A 21,133-nucleotide genomic window follows, 5' to 3' on the forward strand; every position below is an offset into this window, starting at 1 on the left:
CTCTAGTACAAGTCTATGAGAGAGTTGAGAGAATTATGACCAGGCAGCCGCGCCATTCTCGCTTCAAACCATTCCTTTACAGGAATATTCCCTATGGAGTATATTATGAGCATGAATGCGACTTTAAGCGCTCTTGCCGAGCCGAACCGGTTACACATTGTCGAGTTGTTGCGCGACGGTCCTCTTCCGGTAGGCGATATTGCCGACAGGCTTCATCTCCAGCAGCCGCAGGTTTCCAAGCATCTTCGCGTACTGCACGATGCCGGGCTAGTCGGGATGCAGCCTGCCGCCAACCGGCGTATTTACAAGCTGGAAACCCGTCCGCTCCAGGAGCTGGACGCTTGGCTGGGTTCGTTTCGCCGGGTGTGGGAGGACCGTTTCGATCAGTTGGAGGATTATTTGCAAGAACTTCAGAGCAAGGCCAAGAAGCCGGATGGCGACTAGGAGGGCCTAAAGCGGCGGTTTCACCACGATTAAGCTAACTATGGAGGTATTCTCGAGTCATGACCCAGCAGCAAAAAGGAAATACAGAGGAATTGGTCCTTACCCGCACGCTTAATGCCCCGCGCGATCTCGTTTTCAAAGTATTTACCGAAGCCGAGCATCTGTTGAACTGGTGGGGACCCAAGGGCTTGGCGATGAACGTCGCGAAAGTAGACCTTCGCCCGGGCGGATTGTTCCATTACAGCATGAAAACGCCGGACGGCCATGAAATGTGGGGCAAGTTCGTCTACCGCGAAATCTCTCCTCCGGAGCGCCTGGTCTTCACCAATTCCTTCTCGGACGCCGAGGGAAATACGCTTCGCCACCCGGCCAGCCCGACTTGGCCGATGGAAATGCTGAATACTTTGATCTTCGAGGAAGCGGACGGCAAAACGAAATTGACGATGCGCGGCATCCCCGTCAACGCTTCCGAAGAAGAGCTTCATACATTCGACAGCAACCGCTCCAACGTCCAACAAGGCTTTGCCGGTACCTTTGCCCAGCTGGATGAATACCTGGCGACGCTTGTATAACGGCACGATCATGCAAGATACCGCCCCCCTCCTTCCTCGAGACGGAGGCAGCCGGTCAAGACGTCAGACCAACCTTCGGGTTGGTTTGTTTTTTTTCGGACGTTTGGATGATTTTGGCTTATCGGCCAGCCCGTCTCGGCGGCATAAGAAAAATAATACTAGGGGTATAGTAAGGGCTGTGGCTTACGAGTCCGCATACTTACTAAGGCAGGTGTCTTGTTGAATGAAGGAGAAGAACCAAGCTGGTGCTTTGAAAAAATGGCATGTCAAAAAGGTTGCCCGAATGCTGGCAGTTTCCATGCTGGCGTTGGTGCTGTTCGTAGGCATGTCCAACGTCAGCTCCGCGATCGGCAAAGGGGCTAAAGGACCGGATGTATACGTCATTCAAGGGATGTTGAAATCGCTTGGCAGCTATTCGGGGCCGATCGACGGACATTACAACGATCTGACGGTCCGAGGCGTAAAGTACTATCAGAAGAAGCACGGCCTCAAAGCTACGGGCGTCGTCGACAGTCGAACGCTTAAGTCCATCGTATACGTCTATCACGCCAAAAAGTCCGGCATGCAAATGCGAGCCAAAAGCAAAAGCTGGAACAACGGCCGCGCGCAAGGCATCCGGAACGGCAAAGGCGGCGGGCAAGGGCGCGGTAACGGTCAAGGAAGAGGCGGCGGGCAAGGTCAAGGCGGCGGCAAAGGCCTAGGCGGCGGGCAAGGTCAGGGCGGCGGTCAAGGTCAAGGCGGCGGGCGAGGTCAGGGCGGCGGTCAAGGTCAGGGCGGCGGTCAGGGTCAAGGCGGCGGGCGAGGTCAGGGCGGCGGTCAGGGTCAGGGCGGCGGTCAAGGCCTAGGCGGCGGTCAAGGTCAAGGCAACGGCCAACGCCAAGGCGGCGGGCAAGAGCAAGACAACGGCCAACGGCAAGACAATGGTCAACGGCAAGACAACGGCCAACGGCAGGACAACGGCCAACAGCAAGACAACGGCCAACGGCAAGGCGGTGGTCAACGACAAGACAACGGCCAACGCCAAGGCGGCGGGCAACAGCAAGACAACGGCCAACGGCAAGACAACGGCCAACGGCAAGACAACGCCCAACGGCAAAGCGGCGGTCAATAAAAGCAAGGCAATTACGGCTCGGGAAGCAATGGATCCGGGTACGACAAAAACGGCGGAAACGACTGAACGCACGCCATCAAGCCGGAAACCCCCGCTGGGGATTTCCGGCTTGTCGTTTGATCTAAGACGACGAAGGGCCGTCATCCGGTGAACGCACCGGATGACGGCCCTTTTCAGCTTACGAGGCACGCCGTTTACGGCAGCGGCTCCGTCGCTCGGTTACGCTCGCCTAGGCATTGGCGCGCAGCGATTTCGCCAGCGCATCGGCAACCTTCCAGATGTCGCCGGCCCCCATCGTAATGACGAGATCGCCCGGTTTGACCCGTTCGGTCAACACCGCCAACGCTTCTTCCTTCGTCGGATAGTAGCTCGTATTGGGGTTGCTGTTCTTGATGATCAGCTCGACGAGCTTCTTCGAATTGACGCCTTCGATCTGCTGCTCGCCGGCAGGGGAGTAAATATCCGTGATCAGCACTTCGTCCGCCTCCGGGAACGCGCGGCTGAACTGCTCCAGCAGGAAGAACGTCCGGGTATAGCGCTGCGGCTGGAAGACGGCGATTATCCGTTTGCCCGTCGACTTCGCGGCGCTGATCGTCGCCTGGATTTCCGTCGGATGATGCGCGTAATCGTCGATGACAAGAATGTCGTTGATTTCGCCCAGCACTTGAAACCGGCGTTTCGCGCCGCGGAAATCGAGGATCGCTTCGGCGATGGACGCGAACGGGATCCCCGCCTCTAGGCAAGTAATGACGGTAGCCATCGCATTGTACACGTTGTGGCGTCCCGGAACCGAGAGCTCGATTCTTCCGAGCTGCTGGCCCTGCTTCGTCATATCGAAGGAAACCTTCCGGTCCCCGAGCAGGATGTTGCTGGCCCGATACACCGCCTCTTGGTCGATGCCGTATGAAAGCACGCCTTCATGGCCGAGCGGCCCCGACAAGAGCTCGGGCAGCATACCCTGCATATTCTCGTCGTCCGCGCAGACGATCGCGCTGCCGCCCTGCTTCACCTGGCTCAGAAATTGCACGTAGGCTGCCCGCAATTTATTAAAATCGCCGTCGTAGTTCTCGAGATGATCCGGTTCGATATTCGTCACGATGGCGATCGTCGGATGATACTGCAGGAACGATCCGTCGCTCTCGTCCGCTTCCGCGACGACGTATTCGCCCTTGCCGGCCTTTGCGTTCGTGCCGACATTGACGATCTCGCCGCCGATGATGAACGTCGGGTCGAGCTTGCAGGTCTCCATCACGAGCGCGATCATCGACGAGGTCGTCGTCTTGCCGTGCGCTCCCGCCACCGCGACGCCTTTGCCGATGTTCATCAGCCGAGCCAGCATTTGAGCCCGGTGCAGGATAGGGATATTCAAATCTTCTGCCGCTTTCCGCTCCACATTGTCCCGGGATAAGGCCGTCGAATAGACGACAAGGTCCGCTCCGGCGACATGCTCCGGCTGATGCCCGATGAATATGCGAGCTCCTTTGGCCGCAAGCTTCTCCGTAAGTTCTTGGCGCGCTACGTCGGAGCCGGTTACCTTATAGCCCATCTCCAGCATGACACGCGCGATTGCGCTCATGCCGTAACCGCCGATTCCGATGAAATGAACGTGTTCTGCTGTATTCAAAGACGGTTCACCAACCTTTTTCAGAATCCTGATTATAGAGCAATTTGGAGCGGACGTCGGCAATCAAGTAGAGCGTGCCGGTCACGACTGCCAGATCCGCCTCGCCGGTCGACATCTTCAGCCGTTCAAGCGCCTGTTTCCAATCAGGTTCCACGATGAGCTCGAAAGAATAGCCCGCTTCCTCCCGAAGTTCATGAACAAGCGCCGCCAGATCGGCAGCGGACAGAGCCTTGCGAAAATCCGCCTCTGTCACGACAAGCGTATTCACTAGAGGTAGTATATGCCGCAAAGTGTCACGATGATTCTTATTCGCCAGCATCGCGATCATAAGGTGAAGACGCTCGTACGAATACGTCTCCCGCAGCGCGGCCGCAAGCATCTCCGCGCCTTCGGGATTATGCGCGCCGTCGATGAGAATCCGCGGCGATTCGCCGATCATCTCCAGGCGACCCGGCCATGCGGCGCTGCGGAGTCCTTCCCGCAAATCCTCGTCCTCCAGCATCAGCGCGTAATACTGCCGCAGTACTTCCAGCGTCATGACGGCCACGACCGCATTCGTCCGTTGGTGCGGGCCGTTCAGCGTAATCGTCAGCTCGTCGATCGAACGGAACAACCCGTCGAAACGGAACGTCTGCTCGTTCTCCCGGACGAGGGTCGCCGTCTCGTGAAACTTGTCGCCCAGCATATACAGCGAGCTGTTCTTCGCTCTCGCGGTATCCCGAATCACCTGCGCGGCTTCAGGCTGACTCACCGCGCTGACGACGGGAACCCCCGCCTTGATGATGCCGGCCTTCTCCGCGGCGATCGCTTCGAGCGTGTCACCCAGGATATCCATATGATCGTGGCCGACGTTCGTGATGACCGAGACGATCGGAGTCACGATGTTGGTCACATCGAGACGACCGCCAAGTCCCGTCTCCCATACGACGAAATCCGGATAAGCAACCGTTCCGTAATAGAGAATCGCGAGTGCCGTCGATACCTCGAACATCGAAGGAGATCCAAGCTCCGTTGCGGCAATCTCCTCGACGAGCGGCTTCAGCCGGTTTGCGAGCGCCAGCAACGTCTCTTCCGGAATGTCGGTGCCGTTGTATCGAAAACGATTCGTAAACTTCGTGATGTACGGGGACGTGAACGTCCCTACGTCGTAGCCGCAGCGAATCAGCACGCTGGTTAGATAGGCGCAGACCGAGCCTTTGCCGTTGGTGCCCGCCACGTGGATGAACTTGAGCCTGCGTTCCGGGTGGCCCGTCAGCTCCATCAGCTTCTGGATACGCTCCATGCCGGGGCGAATGCCGAATGCGACCAGCCCTTCGATCCACGATCTCGCTTCCTCGTACGAAGCGAGCGGCTTTATGTCATGTTGTTGTTCGCTCATCTGCTTCAGCCTCTCAATTCCGCGATGCGCGCTTTGACTTTATCGCGCTTATCGGCATAGTCAGCCATTTTCGCTTTTTCTTCCTCGATGACTTTCGCCGGCGCCTTCGCCACGAAGCCTTCGTTCGCGAGCTTTTTCTCCACGCGCGTCACTTCGCTGTCCAGATATTGGATTTCCTTCTCCAGACGGGCAATCTCCTGCGAGATGTCGATCAGGCCGGCAAGCGGCAAATACATTTCGGCGCCGGTCACGACCGCGGTCATCGCTTTGTCCGGAGCGCTCAATTCGAGGCTGACGTCAAGCTTCGACGTGCCGCAGAAACGAACGATGAACTCCTCGTTGCGCGCCAGAATGGCCGCTTCGTTCGCGCCGGAAGGCTTGATCTGAAGCTCGATCTTCTTGCTCATCGGCACGTTGACCTCGGCGCGGATATTCCGGACTGCCCGAATCATCTCCATGAGGAGCTCCATCTCGGCAACGGCATCCGGCGCTTCCAGCGAGGCGTCGTACACCGGCCATGGGGCAAGCGTGATCGTCTCGCCTTCATGCGGCAGATGCTGCCAGATCTCCTCGCTGATGAACGGCATGAACGGGTGAATCAGACGCTGCGTACGGTCGAGCACGTAAGCCAGCACCGACTGCGTCGCGCGTTTTGCCGCCGCGTCTTGGCCGTTCAGGTTCAGCTTCGCGAACTCGATATACCAGTCGCACAGATCGTCCCAGATGAAATTGTACAGCACGCGTCCCGTCTCGCCGAAATCGTAGCTGTCGATCAAGCGCGTCGTATCCGCGACCGCCGCGTTCAGGCGATGCAGGATCCAACGGTCGGCGGTGCCGAGCTTCACGTTGATGTCGATGTCCGCCGCCGTGACGCCTTCCAGGTTCATGAGGGCGAACCTGGAAGCGTTCCAGATCTTATTGGCGAAATTGCGCGCCTGTTCGACCCGCTCCCAGCGGAAGCGCAGATCCTGGCCCGGCGTGCTGCTCGTCGAGATCATGTAGCGCATCGCGTCCGCGCCGTATTTCTCGATCACCTCGAGGGGATCGACGCCGTTGCCGAGCGACTTGGACATCTTCTTGCCGTTCTCGTCGCGAACGAGTCCATGCATCAGCACGTCCTTGAACGGCGCCTCGCCGGTGAATTCCAAGGCGGTGAAGATCATCCGGGCAACCCAGAAGTAAATAATATCGTAACCCGTGACCAGGACGTCCGTCGGGTAGAAACGTTTCAAATCTTCCGTTTGTTCCGGCCAGCCTAACGTCGAGAACGGCCAGAGACCCGAGCTGAACCACGTATCGAGCACGTCTTCGTCTTGGCGGAGCGACTCGTTGCCGCAGGCCGAGCAGGCCGTCTGATCCTCGAGGGCGACATGCATCGCGCCGCAGGCGTCGCAATACCAAGCCGGAATGCGGTGACCCCACCAGAGCTGACGGGAAATGCACCAGTCGCGCACGTTCTCGATCCATTGCAAATACGTTCTGTCGAACCGGTCGGGCACGAAGTTAACGCCTTTGCCGCCGCGCTGCGCTTCGATGGCCGCTTCCGCAAGCGGCTTCATGTCCACGAACCACTGCGTCGACAAATAAGGCTCGACGACGGCGCCCGTGCGCTCGCTGTGACCGACTTGATGGACATGGTCCTCGATCTTGACGCAGACGCCGCTCGCCTGCATGTCCGCGACGATCCGCTTGCGGCATTCCGCGCGGTCCATCCCGTTGTAAGGGCCGGCCTCGGCGTTCATCGTGCCGCTTTCGTCCATGACGTTGATTTGCGGAAGATTGTGGCGCAGGCCGACTTCGAAGTCGTTCGGGTCATGCGCCGGGGTAATCTTGACCGCGCCGGAGCCGAAATCCTTCTCGACGTATTCGTCGGCGATGATCGGAATTTCGCGGCCGATGATCGGCAGCACGATCATTTCCCCGATCAGGTGCTTGTAACGCTCGTCTTCGGGATGCACCGCGACCGCCGTATCGCCGAGCATCGTTTCCGGACGGGTCGTCGCGACCGTGATGACGCCGGAGCCGTTCTTCAGCGGATACTGCAGATGGTACAGATGGCCGTTCACTTCTTTATGCTCGACCTCGATATCCGACAACGCCGTCCGGGCCGCCGGATCCCAGTTGATGATCTTCTTGCCGCGATAGATCAAGCCTTTCTCGTAAAGACGAACGAATACTTCGCGCACCGCTTTGGAGAGGCCTTCGTCGAGCGTGAAGCGTTCGCGCGAATAATCGAGCGAGAAGCCCATTTTCGCCCACTGGTCGTGGATCGTCTCGGCGTAGCTGTCCTTCCATTCCCATACTTTCTCCAGGAACTTCTCCCGTCCCAGGTCGTAGCGGGACTTTCCTTCTTCGCGCAGCTTCTGTTCAACCTTCGTCTGCGTCGCGATGCCGGCATGGTCCGTGCCCGGAAGCCAGAGGGCGTCGAAGCCCTGCATCCGCTTGGTCCGGATCAGGATATCCTGCAGCGTGAAATCGAGCGCATGCCCGATATGCAGCATACCCGTTACGTTCGGCGGCGGGATGACGATCGTATAGGGCTCCGCCGAAGGGCGCTTGCCCGCTTCGAAAAACTTGCCCTCCATCCAGAAAGGATACCATTTCGTTTCCGCGGCCTTCGGGTCATAGGTCGTCGGCATTTCAGTCATCGTTTGTTTCTGCGACATGTCCATTCCTACCTCCATATTATGTCCTCTTCCGGTTCAGGCGCGGATTCGCGCGCCGCCGGTCGTTAAGCGCATCTAAAATGAACGAAAAAAATAAACCTCTCGCCCTTATAGCAAAGGACGAAAGGTTCTGGCTTCCGCGGTACCACCTTTGTTCCGAAGCGGCAATCTGCGCCGGTTCGACAACTCATTGACAGATAACGGCTGCAGCCGGCCGCAACTACGCGAAATGCTTCGCTTCATTCCAGCGACTCCGGGGCGACCAGTCACAGTAAGTCCCTGCAGAACCTCTCAGCGCAACCGGTTCCGCTCTCTGAAGGTATTCCTGCCACTCTTCCCCATCAACGTCATTCAATTAAATTATTGCCCTATTTTTTCTATCATACACGTTCTTATTTGCAATCGTCAATCCCAATAGGCGTTCTACCGCGCGTCGCAACGAAAAAGCCTGCCGGAAGCCCTCCTTGGAGGACCTCCGGCAGGCTTGGCGCCGCCGTATTACGGAATGTACAGTACTTGGCCTTCGCTTACGACCTGATCGCTGAGCCGGTTGTACAGCGCGATCTCGCGCGCCTGCAGCTGGTACCGGCCGGCGATGACGTCGAGCGTCTCCTCGCGCTGCACGATGCAGAGCCGCACCTTGCGAAACGCGTTTTCGTCGCTCGGACGGCCGTAGAAAAGATTTTTCCATTCGATGTCGTCGCCGGTCGTTTTGCGGATCTGTTCCGCTTCGCGTTCCGCATGCTGCTCGGCCGCCGCCTTGGCTTCCTGCTCGCGCCGGCTGGACTGCAGCAGAGACCTGAAGGTGACGTTGCCCGCGCCTTGCAGCGCCGCTTCTTCTTCCGCGGGCTTGCCGGAAAGCGCGACGCGCAGCGGCTTAGGTTCCGCATCCGACTCCGGAACGGACACCTCGCCGAACAAATCCGGCGCGATCGCCGCGGGCTGAGCCGGCTGCTGACGAATTTGCGGTTCGAACTCCGGCTGGTCGAAGGAAGCCGGTTCCGGCTGCGTTTCCTCGGCAATAGGTGTTTGCTCCCACACCTGGGCCGCCTGCGCCTCTTGCTGCACGGGCTCATGCGGCTGGAACGACGTCTGGCGCTCGATTTCCTGAAACGCATCCGCCGGTTCCGCTTCCTGACGGACCGCCTGCGCGAACGCGGCTTCCTGCCGGGCAGCCTCTTGGCGCTCCGCCTCCAGACGGGCCGATTCCGCGAACGCGGCTTCCTGCCGGGCAGCTTCCTGTCGTTCGGCTTCCTGACGCGCCGCTTCCTGCTGGGCGGAGACGAGCAGCTCCTGCTCCCTCGCCCTGGCCGCGCGGGCTAACGCTTCGCGCGCTTCCTCCGCTTCCGTCTGAAAGGCCGCATAGCGCTGCTCTTCCTGCTCCGCCGCTTCGCGCTGCAGGTCCGGCTGCCAGAACTGCGGCTGCTGCGCAAAGAACGGAGGCGCTTCTTGCGGCGCAAAGGACGAAGGAGGTTCCTGCGGCGCGAAAAACGGCGGGGCCGCTTGCTGCGGATCTTCGTCTTCCCTGCTGTGCACGACCGTATACGGCTCTTCCCTCGTCCATTCCCCCTGCGGGTTGGCCTGCTCGATCTCGATGCCGAATAACGACAGCACGCCCGTGATATTGAGCGTCCGCGTAGACAAGACGTCCACGTCGAAATTGTCGATCTCCACGGAAATGTCGTCCAGGCGATGAATGCGGTTCAGCGGCAGCGTAATTTCGACCGGTATCCAATGCTCCAGCGATTGCTCCGACAGCGGCTGTTCCTCCGACCGGTAGACGCCCGTCAGAAGCAGATGGCCCTTCAGCAGCACCTGCTCGTCTTGCTGAACGATGCCGATGCGGGGTATCAGCTCGATCTCGTCCAGCTCGTCGATAGCCGCCACTTCATCGGGCAAATGCACCCGTTCATAGATATCGAATCGCAAACCGTTTGACTGGCTTGGCACGCTAGTCGTCCTCCTTTCCCCTCTCAAAAGCTTGGTTGCAGCTTCTTCGAATACAAGAAAGCACGAGCATTCGCCCGCTTTGCTTATATTCCTATGGAATGAAACGGACAGCGCCGACTAAGAGGCGTCAATCGTTTCATCTTGCCTATTTATCTATATGGCAAGGGGTGGGCAGGCATGACTACGATTTTCACAGGGAAGCATGGCGGCGGCGCGCCTCGGCGAACCACGGCGGTTCCGGGGCCTCCAGCGTCATCGCCCGGCCGTTCCAGGGATGCGCGAAGGCGAGTCGTTCGCCGCGCAGCGCCTGATGGCGCAAAACGCGGTCGCTGCCGCCGTATAAGGCGTCGCCGACGAGCGGATGGCCGAGATGGCTCATATGGACGCGAATCTGATGCGTTCTTCCCGTCTCCAGCCATAAGCGGACCAGCGCTGCCTCCTTATAGCATTCGAGAACCTCGTAATGCGTGATCGCGGCGTCTCCCTCGGCGGTTACCCTTCTTCTGGAACGATGATGGCGGTCCTTGCCGATCGGCGCGTTCACGGTACCGCTCCTCCGATTCGGCACGCCATGGACGATCGCGGCATACTGCCGGCCGATGGCTTTCTCCCGCATCGCCTCGTCCAGCCGCAGCTGCGCCAGCTCGTTGCGGGCGTACAGGACCGGACCGGCGGTATCGTCGTCCAACCGGTGAATATGCTTGGCGGGCTGCCTCTCGCCGCGCCGCAGGCTGTCGCGGACAGCGGCTTCGTCCAATGTGCCCCGCTGCCCCGGAGCCGAAGGATGCACCGGCATTCCGGCGGGTTTATTCATCACGAGACACCAATCATCGCCGAACAGGGCCTCGGCAGAGACCTCTTCCCAGGGCTGCGCGCCAGGCAGCGCCTCCAGCCCCATGCGGTATGCCGCGTCCTTGCCTGGATCGCCGGGCAGGAACGTCCGCAGCAGGACGAGATCGCCCTCCATCCGGATGCCGCCGACCGAGAACAGCCGGTTCAACCATTTCTCCGGAAATAAACCGAGGGCCAGCAGCCATATCCGCAGTTGATGCGGATGGCTCCCGGCCTCGATCGGAGAAGAAAATTTGCCTGCGGTTCGGGCGAAATCGAGCAGCAGCGCCGAAGACAGCGTCAACCATTCTTCGTGCCGCTCGTAGGGCAGCGCAAGATGATCCATGATCATTTCCACTCCTCTATCGCTATAATCCTGCCGTATTACAGTCGGCGAAGGGCTTCGTCATGCGCTTCGATCGTGAGGTCGATGGCCGCTTCGTCGTGAATGCCCGATACGAACATGCCTTCGAACTGCGACGGCGCGATGCTGATGCCCAGATCGAGCATGGAACCGAAATACGCTTTGAACCGCTCCAGGTCGGCGGTTTTGGCCGTATCGTAATTGATCACATGCGTCTCCGCGAAGAACGGGCAGACCATGGAGCCGACGCGGTTGATCGTGCTCGCGATGCCGTGCTTTGCCGCGTTCGCTTCGAATCCGAGCTGCAGGCGAACGGACATGCGCTCCATTTGCTCGTACGTGTCGGGCGTCAAGAGGCTTAGCGTCGTGTAGCCCGCCGCCATGGCGAGCGGATTGCCGGACAGCGTGCCCGCTTGATAGATCGGACCGCTCGGCGCCATCATTTCCATGATCTCGCGCTTGCCGCCGTAAGCGCCGACCGGCAAGCCGCCGCCGATGACTTTCCCGAGGCAAGTGAGATCCGGCGTGATGCCGTACAGCCCTTGCGCGCAGTGATAATGGACGCGGAATCCCGTCATGACCTCGTCGAAGATCAGCAGGCTGCCGTACTGCGTCGTGACCTCCCGCAACCCTTGAAGAAACCCGGGCAGCGGCGGAACGACGCCCATGTTCCCGGCAACCGGCTCCACGATGATGCAGGCGATCTCCTCGCCGAAGCGTTCGAACGCGAATTTGACGGCATCCAGATCGTTGTACGGAACGGTGATCGTATGCGAGGCCACGCTCTCCGGAACGCCCGGGCTGTCCGGCAACCCCAGCGTAGCGACGCCGGAGCCGGCTTTGATCAGCAGGCTGTCGGCATGGCCGTGATAGGAGCCTTCGAATTTCAAAATCTTGCTCCGCTTCGTATAGCCCCGCGCAAGGCGCAGCGCGCTCATGGTCGCTTCCGTGCCGGAATTCACCATGCGCACCACTTCAACGGAAGGCACGCGCTCGCAGACCAGCTCCGCCATCAGCGTCTCCAATTCCGTCGGCGCGCCGAAGCTCGTCCCTTTCTCGGCGGTTTTTTTCACCGCTTCGATGACTTGCGGGTGCGCATGGCCCATAATCAGCGGTCCCCAGGAAGCGACGTAGTCGATATAGCTGTTGCCGTCGATATCGTAGACGCGGTAGCCCTCGCCGCGCTCCATGTACACAGGGGTGAGTCCGACGGATTTAAACGCGCGTACCGGCGAATTGACGCCGCCCGGAATGACCGTTTTCGCTTTCGCGAAAGCAGCCTTGGAGCGTTCGTCCGACCGTTTGCGATTTTTTTCTATCATGGTTGACACCTGCCTGTCTTGAAATTATGGCCTGCCCGAGCGGTATCTCCGCTGACGAACGGATTATTCGCCTTTCAGCCAGCGTGCGGCATCCAGCGCGTGATACGTGATGATCAAATCCGCGCCCGCTCGCTTCATGCCCGTCAACGTCTCCAGCACGATCGCGCGCTCGTCGATCCAGCCGTTCGCCGCCGCGGCTTTCACCATGGAATACTCCGCGCTCACGTTATAGGCGACCAACGGAAGATCGTATTGCTCTTTCAACATGCGAATGATGTCCATGTAGGCAAGAGCCGGCTTCACCATCAGCATGTCCGCGCCTTCGACGACGTCGGCTTCCGCTTCGCGCAGCGCTTCGCGCGCGTTCGCCGGATCCATCTGATACGTCTTGCGGTCGCCGAACTGCGGCGAGGAATGCGCGGCTTCGCGGAACGGGCCGTAGAAAGCCGAGGCGTATTTGACCGAATAAGACATGATCGGCACCATCTCGAAGCCCGCAGCGTCAAGTCCTTCGCGGATCGCGCCGACGAAGCCGTCCATCATGTTGGAAGGGGCGATAATATCGGCGCCGGCCTGCGCTTGCGACACGGCCGTTTTCACCAGCACTTCGAGCGAGGCATCGTTATCGATCTCGGCATGGCCGGTACGGTGATCGTGATGGATCATGCCGCAGTGTCCGTGATCCGTATAAGCGCATAGGCATGTATCCGCGATAACCAGCAGATCGGGCGCCCATTCCTTGACCGCCCGCGTAGCCTGCTGCACGATGCCGTTCTCTTCGAACGCCGACGTGCCGACCGCATCCTTGGAATCGGGCACGCCGAACAGGAGCACGGCCTTCACGCCGGAAGCGACGACCGCCTCGATTTCAGCGCGCAATAAATCAAGCGACAGATGGTAGACGCCCGGCATCGAAGAAATTTCTTCTTTCACGTTCGTGCCGTGCGTGACGAACAGCGGATAAATAAAATCGTCCACGCTCAGGTGCGTTTCGCGGACCATGCTGCGCATGGCCGCGGTTCTGCGCAGCCTGCGGTGCCTCGTAAGTGGAAATGCCATGATTCAAACGCCTCCTATTCAGTAACCTGCGCGATCCGGGACTCCGCGATTGCCGCGATGAGTCCGTCGATCGTCGCATGTTCGGGTTGTATCGTTACGGTCAAGCCGGCTTCGGCCGCCGTTTGGGCCGTTACCGGGCCGATGCAGGCGATGTCGACGTTGCGCAGCAGGTCGAGCGGTTGCTCGACGCCCATGCGCCGAAGCACTTCCAACAGGTTCGTCACCGTGGAGGAGCTGGCGAACGTGATGACGTGCATGCTGCCCTCCCGCAGCTGCTCCAGCACCGCTTCGTCCTGATCCTGGGCAATGACCGTTTCATAAACGTCGATCTCGACGGGAAGCAAGCCTCTCGCCTTCAGCTCGCGCGGAAGCACGTCCCGGGCCAGATCCCCTCGCGGCAGCAGCACGCGCTGGCCCGGCTCCAGGCGGTCGGACAAACTAACCAACAGATCATCCGCCTGAAACTTCACGGGGAGCGCATCCACGAGGACGCCGCGCTGCTCCAGCGCCTCTGCCGTCCTCGGGCCAACGGCGGCGATGCTGGCGCGATGGAATTGGCGGATGTCGACGCGCAGCTTCTTGAGCCGGTCGAAGAAATAATCCACGCCGTTCACGCTCGTGAACATGATCCAATCATAGCCGTCCGTATCCGCAAGCGCGGCATCCGCCTGCGCGATCGCGGTCGGCTCGGAGATTGGTCTCGTTGCGATGACCGGGAATTCGCAAGCTTCGCCGCCGAGCTCTTCGATCCGGTCGCTCAGATCGCTGCTTTGCGACCTGGCTCTGGTCACGAGCACGCGCGTGCCGAACAACGGCTTCTTCTCATACCAATTCAGCTTCTCGCGCTGCAGTACGACGTCGCCGACGACGATGACCGCCGGCGGCTTGAAATTCGCCGCATCCACGATTGCTTCGATCGTTTCGAGCGTCCCCGTCACGGTTCGCTGTTCGACGCGGGTCCCCCAGCGAACAAGCGCGACGGGCGTGTTGGCCGGCTTGCCGTTCTTGATGAGCTGTTCGGCGATATAGCCGATTTTGGCGACGCCCATCAGAAATACGAGCGTGCCGGTAGCCAGCGTTACTTTATCCCAATGGATGGAATGGTCGAGCTTGTCCGGGCTCTCATGGCCCGTAATAATCGATAAAGATGAAGCCAAGTCCCGGTGCGTAACGGGAATGCCCGCATACGCCGGCACCGCGATCGCGGAGGTAATCCCCGGCACGATATCGAACTCGATCCCATGCTGCTGAAGCAGCTCCGCTTCCTCGCCCACGCGTCCGAAGATCGTGGGATCGCCGCCCTTGAGACGGGTCACGATTTTCCCCTGAAGCGCCAGATCGACGAGCAGTTGGTTGATGTCCTCCTGCTTCATCGTATGGCGATCGGGCAGTTTGCCCACGTAGATCCTCTCCGCGTCCGGCTTCAAATAGCGAAGCAGCCTCGGGCTGGCAAGCCTGTCATAGACGATGACGTCACAGGCGCGGATGCATTCCATGCCGCGAATCGTAATCAGCTTCGGGTCGCCAGGACCCGCACCGACCAGATAGACTTTCCCTTTGCTTTTCCCCGTCAGCAAATCGATCATCCTCTCACTTCCGCCAAGATGCGGTCCGCTCCTTTGCGCTTCAGCAATTCCGCGACTTCCAGTCCAAGCGCTTCCGCGTCCTGTCCTCGAGCCGTCTCCTTCAGCAGCACGGCGCCGTCCGGAGATCCGACGATTCCCGTAAGCTCGAGCTGCGCCGCTCCATCACCGTTCACGATGCGGGCATGGGCGCCGATCGGAATCTGGCAGCCGCCGTTCAAGGCGCCAAGAAAGCTGCGTTCCGCGGCGACCGCGAGGGCCGTCGTCTCGTCGTTCAGAAGCGACAATAAATGACGGACATCGCTATCGTTCTCGCGGCATTCGATGCCGAGCGCGCCTTGGCCGACGGCCGGCACGCAAAGCTCCTCGGACAGATAAGACGATATTTTCGCTTCCCAGCCCATCCGCTGCAATCCGGCAGTCGCTAAGACGATCGCATCAAAACCCTCGCTTTCCAGCTTCTTGATGCGGGAATCGATATTGCCCCGAACCGACTCGATCCGCAGATCGGGCCGCGCATGCATTAGCTGGCTGGAACGGCGAAGACTGCTCGTGCCGACCTTCGCTCCCTGCGGCAAGTCCTCGAAAGAAACGCCGCTCGCAGAGATCAAGCAGTCGCGCGGATCCACGCGCTTCGGCACTGCGCCGTTGATCAGGCCATCCGGCAGCTCGTACGGCATGTCCTTCATGCTGTGAACCGCAAGATCGATTTCGCCGTCGAACAGCGCTTGCTCGATTTCTTTGACGAATAGCCCTTTGCCGCCTACCTTGGACAATGTCACGTCAAGGATTCGGTCGCCCTTCGTCACGATTTTGCGGACTTCGAATTCATACGGCAAGCCATGCTCGGCGCTTAGCGCCTTCAATTGGTCGATGACTTGTCCGGTCTGCGTCACCGCCAGCGCGCTCTGTCTCGTTCCGACGACGATCACCCTGCGTCCGTCTACCATATACGACATGCTTCAACGTCCCCTCTCGGCCGCTTCCAGCAGCCTGATCATCCAATGTTGTATTTCGAGCTCGTCCGGAACCTGTTTCCCGGCATTTCCAATGTCCTTCAACGGCTCCCGCTGCGGCAATTCTTCGGCCGCAAGCCGCAATACGGCTGTGCGGAGACCTGGGTCTCCCACCTCCGCCAGCACCCGCTTTCGAAGCGCATGGAGCCGATAAACGAATCGTTCGTACGCGGGCCCGTACTCCCCGTCAAACTTCCGCTTCAACAACGCCGTCAAAGCAGGACTTGCTCCCCCCGTCGTCAATGCGATGACGAGCGCGCCTCGCCGCACGACGGACGGCGTAATGAAGCTTCCCCGATCGCCAAGATCGACCGTATTGACCAGTATCCCGCAGCTCTCTGCGTATTCCGCGAGCCGAGCATTCAACACGCGGTCGTCCGAAGCCGCGATAAGCAGAAAAGCCCCGTCCGCGTCACTATCTCTGTATTCCCTGCGCCGTAACGCGATAGACTCGGCGGCAGCCAGTTCCTCGAGCTTGGCCGTCACGCGGGGAGCCACGACGATCAACTCGCCCGCGCCGCCTTCCAGCAGGCCGAGCGTTTTGCGTTCCGCGACCGGACCGCCTCCGACGACGACGCATCGTTTGCCGGACAGCTTCACCATCATCGGATAATACGCCGACATCGCCGTTCCTCCCCCGCGAATGCTTGTGCGCTGCGTTACGACCAGCCGTGAAAGTTAGAAGCCTGGTTAATGAGTACGTTCAAGAGCAGCACGGCATAGCTGACAAGGTTGAAGCGCGCAAACTTCAAGCCCGCACCGTCAAACCATTGATGCTTCATGACATTCCAAATGTACAGGCCGAGCGCAATAAACGATGTCAGCACCTTCCAATCCAGCAGCAAGCCGTACCGTCCTTCGATCAGGATCGACGTAACCGCGACCGCCAGCGACAGCATCAAGAGCGGCGTCCCTACGAGCGAGACGCGAAACATAAAGCGGTCCGCGGCGTCCAGGCTCGGCAGCCGCTGCATCCGTTTGGTCCACTGCTTGCCTTTCAAGCGCGCGAACAAGAACAGGTACATCCCCGAGAAAATCGCGCTGAACGTAAATGCCGTATAAGCCAGAATCATAAGGATGATGTGCACGATCAGCATGTCGTGGGCAAGCTCCCACCGCGCGAGCGACGTTCCCGACCCGATCCGGAACAAATTGACCGTTAATACCGCGAATCCGATTACATTAACGAAAAACACAATAAATTCCATTCGAAAAAAACGGCTCATCACCAACGATACCGTGACAAGCAGCCATGAAAAGACGAGCAAATATTCGAACAGCGTCATGAGCGTCATATCCAAATGGGAGATGATCCGATGAACGAGAAAGCCCGTCTGCAGCACCCAGACGAAAATAAGCAGCCCTGTTCCCACTTGTTTCGCTTGCCGGTTTCGATCAACGAAATCCGAAAAGTAAAACAGGAGGCTCAGGGCATAAACATACAGTATTCCATCATAAAACCAATTATGAGTAACCATAAGCGCCTCCGCAAACCGTTGGCCGAATTAGGTCAATATCGCCCGTGCCGCGCCTTTGCCGAGCATAGGCATGGCTTCTGCCGATGAAACCGCTTCTGCCCGCTGGAGCGGTTTGGCGGGTTCCGCCTTCATCTCCGCCCGCTCGACTTCTTCTTCCAGCGCAAACAGCTTCACGAACATGTCCATCGCTTGGTCGGCGTGCTTCTCTCCGGCCATTTCCTTGATCCGCAATATCGGATCGTGCATCATCTGATTGACGATGCTCTTCGTGAGCTTATGAATGATTTTGAGCTCGCGGTCGCTTAAATCAGGCAGCTTCTTGGACAGGCTCCCCATGGTTTCAGCATGGATGTCGGCCCCTTTCGTTTGCAGGGCTTGAATGAGCGGCGCCACGCCGAGCGTCTTGTACCACTGGCGGAACGCTTCCAGCTCCGCGACGATGAAGGTTTCGATCTTCGCCGCTTCATGGCGGCGCTGTTCCATATTGCTTTCAACGATCCCTTCGAGATCGTCGATATCGTACAAGAATACGTTCTGCACCGAAGCGATCGCCGGATCGAGATCCCGCGGCACCGCGATATCGATCATGAAGAGCGGACGGGACTTGCGTTTGCGCATGGCCGCTTCGACTTGTTCGCGCACGAGGACGAAACCGTCCGACCCCGTCGAGCTGATCACGATATCCGTCTCGTGCAGACGCGCGATCGCGTCCGACATGTTGAGCGGCGTGCCGTTGAATTTATCCGCAAGCTGTACCGCCCGGTCGTAGGTACGATTCACGACATACACGCGCTCGACGCCGCTGGAGTACAGATGCTTCGCCGTCAGCTCGCTCATCTTGCCAGCGCCGACGATCATGACCGTCTTGCCGCCGAATTGGCCGAAAATCCGCTTGCCGAGCTCGACGGCGGCATAGCTGACCGATACCGCCGCTTCGCCGACCGCCGTGTCGGAATGGGCTTTCTTCGCGAGCGTAACCGCCTGCTTGAAGATGGAATTGAAGAGCGTGCCGGTCGTCTTCTCCGCTTGCGCCAACAAGAACGCATCCTTTACTTGCCCAAGAATTTGCGTCTCGCCGATCACCATGGAATCCAGTCCGCAGGTAACGCGGAACAGATGCTCGATAGCGCGTTCGTCTTCGTACATATATAGATCCGAGGTAAATTGCTCCCTCGGCGTTCCGAACCATTTCTCCATAAAGCTGCGAATGTAATGACCGCACAAATGCGGACGATCGACGACTGCATATAGTTCCGTGCGGTTACAGGTCGCGACGATGACACATTCCATGATGCTTTTCGTTTGCTTCAATTGCTTCAAAGCCTCAGGCATATCGCGGTCTGCGAACGTAAATCGTTCTCTGACCTCGACAGGAGCTGTCCGATAATTCAGTCCGACAACTATAATGTGCATGTGCGTTCACCTGCCCTTCTTCTTGATCATTTTCATCACTTAGTATAGCACAGTTCGACAAGCCATACCCCTGCAATTATGAAAATTGTTTGAAATCACGTCATGCGTTTTCACGCGGTTCTCGGGCAAACAAAAAGACCGCGAATCGCTTCGCGGCCTTCCAATTTTCTTATTAAAAAAATGTTACACAAGCTCGGCTTGCTTCATATCCGGTTCAACGACTTGCAGTTCTCCCATGCCGCGAACAAGCTTCTTAGCATGTGCCATTTTCGGTTTCAATACCGACATCATGTAGTCGATCGCCAGCTGCGGATCCACGGTTTCGCCACAGGTATAACAATCAAGAGCAGCAAAACCTCTCTCAGGATACGTGTGAATGGAAAGATGACTTTCCGACAGCAATACGAGCACGGTCGCGCCTTGTGGTTCAAATTGTTTGGCTTGCACTGAGAGTACGGTAGCGCCGCAAGCTTCAGCCGCCTCTACCATTTGGGCTTGTAAAAATTCCGCGTTGTTGAGCAGGTCAAAATCCACACCCCAAGTATCAACAGCAACGTGTCTTCCGAAAGTCGAGTATTCCATCTTTCGGTTCCCCCTTCCTAGGAATAAAATGTTTAGTAATTTCATCCGCTAGGACCTACGTCATTCACTGCCCGAGGGACTTTCCTCTCGCAACATTACCATGTCCTGAGTGAATCCTGGTTCCTAATATTCATTGCAACGAAAATAAAAATACCATCTATCGCCGAGAAATGCAATAGTTTTTTTTAGGCGGAATCGATCCGAGAACATGACGGAAACTCCAATTATAAACGTATGTTGCCCCGGGTCATTCTGTGTTCGTCCCATCGGGCGGAAACAATAAAAAAAAAGCCGCAAGCATGCGGCCTTTCCTCAATGATTCAAGCGATCCCGATCATGCCTCCAGCATGAACAGGTGCTTGGTATAAGTAGCTAAGCGCCGATCGATAATCGCGATTTGTTCCCGATCGCTGCACTGATTGCGCAAATCAAGCAGTTGATCGATCGCACCCTGTGCGATTTTGATTTCATTCTCGATGTCCATGACCCGGAAAGCCGCTTCCAGTTGACCGATCGTATCCTTGAACTCGAAGATCACTCTCGCTTCATTGTTTTTGTGTTCAACAATTTTGCGAACGTTGCCTTGCACGTAGTGGTACGTCATCGTATAGTTCGGATAAATGCGATTGACGACTGCGTCGCCCCGGAAAGCCGCTACGGCTTTGCGCATGGCATTCGTCAGCTTGGGATGCATGATGCGGCAGGAAAGCAAACTAACAAACTGATCTTGCTGACGCTCGAAAGTTAAGCGGACCTCTTCTCGTCCTGCGTCGTCCTCGAGAACCATCTCGTGATTGCCGTTATCCAGCACCCGCACTTGAAGCTTGACGTGCTGGTCTTCGAAAAACCGGACAAATCCCGCCATCTCTTCAGCCGTTAATTGCAGAGAAGCATTGACATACTCCGTGGCTATCCGCTGAGCCATAAAAATCTCCTCAATTCTATAAAGTAACGCGTTTGTAAATCCACTGCTACGTATATTATACCCGATCAAGGACTTTTATTCCTGCCGCCCAGCCGCGATATTCTCGCATATTTCTGAATAATTAAGGAGATTTTACAATGAGTCCGCGCTTTTGTGCGTTATCCTCGTTATTCGATTGAAACTTCTTCGGTTTCTGCCGCTTCTTCGTTACTTTCTTCGATGGCCTCGTTGATGACCGCCCACAGCTCGTCGCGGCCTAGTCCGGTCTCCGACGAGAACAGCACATGACGGTCGGCTGGGTGGAAACCGAGCGCCTGCTTGATCATTTTGACCTGCTTGGGCCACTGGCTCTTCGGAATCTTGTCGGCCTTCGTCGTGACGATGCATACCGGAATCTCGTAGTGCTTCAGCCAGTCGTACATCAGGATGTCGTCCTTGGACGGCTCGTGCCGGATATCGATGATGTGCAACACCATCTTAAGGGGCTCCCGGTCGCCGAGGAAGGTCTCGATCATCGTGCCGAACTGTTGGCGTTGTACTTTGGACACTTTCGCATAGCCGTAGCCAGGAAAATCGACCAGATACACGCGGTCGTTCACGCGATAATAGTTGAGCTGCTGCGTTTTGCCCGGCTGCGAGCTGGTGCGCGCCAAGCCCTTGCGCATGATCATGCGGTTGATCAGCGAGGATTTCCCCACATTGGAACGCCCTGCCAGAGCAAACTCTGGCAAGGCATCGTCAGGGTACTGATCCGGCTTTACGGCGCTGATGACAAATTCCACGTTCATAATTTTCACGTCTTTGCTACCTGCTTT

18 protein-coding genes and 1 other annotated feature are annotated in these 21,133 nt (G+C 58.1%); of the genes, 3 read left to right on the plus strand and 15 right to left on the minus strand.

Annotated elements, in window-relative coordinates:
* Positions 1-111 precede the first annotated feature (111 nt).
* The 3 genes from AC50YL_RS21045 (at position 112) to AC50YL_RS21055 (ending at position 2,127) form a co-directional block, all read left to right on the plus strand.
* A complete protein-coding gene (locus AC50YL_RS21045) occupies positions 112-444 on the plus strand; it encodes an ArsR/SmtB family transcription factor (protein WP_161744702.1) in 333 nt (110 codons plus the stop codon).
* A 59-nt stretch (positions 445-503) separates the two neighbouring features.
* Positions 504-1,016 (plus strand): SRPBCC family protein, encoded by a 513-nt coding sequence (locus AC50YL_RS21050; RefSeq protein WP_494834516.1) that lies wholly within the window; start codon positions 504-506, stop codon positions 1,014-1,016.
* A 223-nt stretch (positions 1,017-1,239) separates the two neighbouring features.
* Positions 1,240-2,127 (plus strand): peptidoglycan-binding domain-containing protein, encoded by an 888-nt coding sequence (locus AC50YL_RS21055; RefSeq protein ID WP_494834517.1) that lies wholly within the window; start codon positions 1,240-1,242, stop codon positions 2,125-2,127.
* Between the two features lie 229 nt (positions 2,128-2,356).
* On the opposite strand, the gene murC is transcribed toward AC50YL_RS21055, so the two are convergent.
* The 15 genes from murC to yihA form a co-directional block, all read right to left on the minus strand.
* Complete coding sequence (gene murC / locus AC50YL_RS21060; protein WP_494834518.1) at positions 2,357-3,751, minus strand: UDP-N-acetylmuramate--L-alanine ligase; 1,395 nt, start codon at positions 3,749-3,751, stop codon at positions 2,357-2,359.
* Positions 3,752-3,758: 7 nt separating this feature from the next.
* Entirely contained in the window at positions 3,759-5,129 is a 1,371-nt protein-coding gene (locus tag AC50YL_RS21065) for a bifunctional folylpolyglutamate synthase/dihydrofolate synthase (protein ID WP_494834519.1), read from the minus strand.
* A gap of 5 nt (positions 5,130-5,134) precedes the next feature.
* On the minus strand, positions 5,135-7,795 hold the full coding sequence (locus AC50YL_RS21070; protein ID WP_494834520.1) for a valine--tRNA ligase: 2,661 nt from the start codon (positions 7,793-7,795) through the stop codon (positions 5,135-5,137).
* Positions 7,796-7,908: 113 nt separating this feature from the next.
* Positions 7,909-8,149: a binding site (T-box leader), on the minus strand.
* A gap of 144 nt (positions 8,150-8,293) precedes the next feature.
* Entirely contained in the window at positions 8,294-9,745 is a 1,452-nt protein-coding gene (locus AC50YL_RS21075; RefSeq protein ID WP_494834521.1) for a LysM peptidoglycan-binding domain-containing protein, read from the minus strand.
* Positions 9,746-9,935: 190 nt separating this feature from the next.
* Positions 9,936-10,922, minus strand: a complete 987-nt coding sequence (locus AC50YL_RS21080) for an RluA family pseudouridine synthase (RefSeq protein WP_494834522.1) — start codon at positions 10,920-10,922, stop codon at positions 9,936-9,938.
* Positions 10,923-10,960: 38 nt separating this feature from the next.
* Entirely contained in the window at positions 10,961-12,262 is a 1,302-nt protein-coding gene (hemL, locus tag AC50YL_RS21085) for a glutamate-1-semialdehyde 2,1-aminomutase (RefSeq protein ID WP_494834523.1), read from the minus strand.
* Positions 12,263-12,325: 63 nt separating this feature from the next.
* The gene (gene hemB / locus AC50YL_RS21090) at positions 12,326-13,321 is read right to left on the minus strand and encodes a porphobilinogen synthase (protein ID WP_494834525.1); all 996 of its coding nucleotides are present in this window, start codon (positions 13,319-13,321) and stop codon (positions 12,326-12,328) included.
* A gap of 14 nt (positions 13,322-13,335) precedes the next feature.
* Entirely contained in the window at positions 13,336-14,907 is a 1,572-nt protein-coding gene (gene cobA, locus AC50YL_RS21095) for a uroporphyrinogen-III C-methyltransferase (RefSeq protein WP_494834526.1), read from the minus strand.
* A complete protein-coding gene (gene hemC, locus AC50YL_RS21100; RefSeq protein ID WP_494835251.1) occupies positions 14,904-15,854 on the minus strand; it encodes a hydroxymethylbilane synthase in 951 nt (316 codons plus the stop codon). Before hemC ends, cobA begins: the two co-directional genes overlap by 4 nt.
* Before the next feature lie 12 nt (positions 15,855-15,866).
* Positions 15,867-16,544 (minus strand): precorrin-2 dehydrogenase/sirohydrochlorin ferrochelatase family protein, encoded by a 678-nt coding sequence (locus AC50YL_RS21105; RefSeq protein WP_494834528.1) that lies wholly within the window; start codon positions 16,542-16,544, stop codon positions 15,867-15,869.
* A gap of 35 nt (positions 16,545-16,579) precedes the next feature.
* Positions 16,580-17,293, minus strand: coding sequence for a cytochrome c biogenesis protein CcsA (ccsA, locus tag AC50YL_RS21110; protein ID WP_494834529.1), 714 nt, complete (start codon positions 17,291-17,293; stop codon positions 16,580-16,582).
* A gap of 132 nt (positions 17,294-17,425) precedes the next feature.
* Entirely contained in the window at positions 17,426-18,811 is a 1,386-nt protein-coding gene (hemA, locus tag AC50YL_RS21115) for a glutamyl-tRNA reductase (RefSeq protein ID WP_494834531.1), read from the minus strand.
* 183 nt (positions 18,812-18,994) lie between these two features.
* Positions 18,995-19,393: an adenosylmethionine decarboxylase gene (speD, locus tag AC50YL_RS21120; RefSeq protein ID WP_494834533.1), complete on the minus strand. Its 399-nt coding sequence runs from the start codon at positions 19,391-19,393 to the stop codon at positions 18,995-18,997.
* 334 nt (positions 19,394-19,727) lie between these two features.
* A complete protein-coding gene (locus AC50YL_RS21125) occupies positions 19,728-20,318 on the minus strand; it encodes a non-ribosomal peptide synthetase module (RefSeq protein WP_494834535.1) in 591 nt (196 codons plus the stop codon).
* A gap of 167 nt (positions 20,319-20,485) precedes the next feature.
* A complete protein-coding gene (gene yihA, locus AC50YL_RS21130; RefSeq protein ID WP_494834537.1) occupies positions 20,486-21,115 on the minus strand; it encodes a ribosome biogenesis GTP-binding protein YihA/YsxC in 630 nt (209 codons plus the stop codon).
* Positions 21,116-21,133 lie beyond the last annotated feature (18 nt).

Source organism: Paenibacillus sp. J22P277 (assembly GCF_059383675.1).

Bases quoted from the DNA above. Each gene is read 5' to 3' on its own strand.
- AC50YL_RS21055 (WP_494834517.1), top strand. From the start codon at position 1,240: ATGAAGGAGAAGAACCAAGCTGGTGCTTTGAAAAAATGGCATGTCAAA.
- AC50YL_RS21070 (WP_494834520.1), bottom strand. From the start codon at position 7,795: ATGTCGCAGAAACAAACGATGACTGAAATGCCGACGACCTATGACCCG.
- speD (WP_494834533.1), bottom strand. From the start codon at position 19,393: ATGGAATACTCGACTTTCGGAAGACACGTTGCTGTTGATACTTGGGGT.
- AC50YL_RS21105 (WP_494834528.1), bottom strand. From the start codon at position 16,544: ATGTCGGCGTATTATCCGATGATGGTGAAGCTGTCCGGCAAACGATGC.
- cobA (WP_494834526.1), bottom strand. From the start codon at position 14,907: ATGATCGATTTGCTGACGGGGAAAAGCAAAGGGAAAGTCTATCTGGTC.
- AC50YL_RS21125 (WP_494834535.1), bottom strand. From the start codon at position 20,318: ATGGCTCAGCGGATAGCCACGGAGTATGTCAATGCTTCTCTGCAATTA.
- hemA (WP_494834531.1), bottom strand. From the start codon at position 18,811: ATGCACATTATAGTTGTCGGACTGAATTATCGGACAGCTCCTGTCGAG.
- hemL (WP_494834523.1), bottom strand. From the start codon at position 12,262: ATGATAGAAAAAAATCGCAAACGGTCGGACGAACGCTCCAAGGCTGCT.
- AC50YL_RS21045 (WP_161744702.1), top strand. From the start codon at position 112: ATGAATGCGACTTTAAGCGCTCTTGCCGAGCCGAACCGGTTACACATT.
- AC50YL_RS21050 (WP_494834516.1), top strand. From the start codon at position 504: ATGACCCAGCAGCAAAAAGGAAATACAGAGGAATTGGTCCTTACCCGC.
- AC50YL_RS21080 (WP_494834522.1), bottom strand. From the start codon at position 10,922: ATGGATCATCTTGCGCTGCCCTACGAGCGGCACGAAGAATGGTTGACG.
- AC50YL_RS21065 (WP_494834519.1), bottom strand. From the start codon at position 5,129: ATGAGCGAACAACAACATGACATAAAGCCGCTCGCTTCGTACGAGGAA.
- hemB (WP_494834525.1), bottom strand. From the start codon at position 13,321: ATGGCATTTCCACTTACGAGGCACCGCAGGCTGCGCAGAACCGCGGCC.
- hemC (WP_494835251.1), bottom strand. From the start codon at position 15,854: ATGGTAGACGGACGCAGGGTGATCGTCGTCGGAACGAGACAGAGCGCG.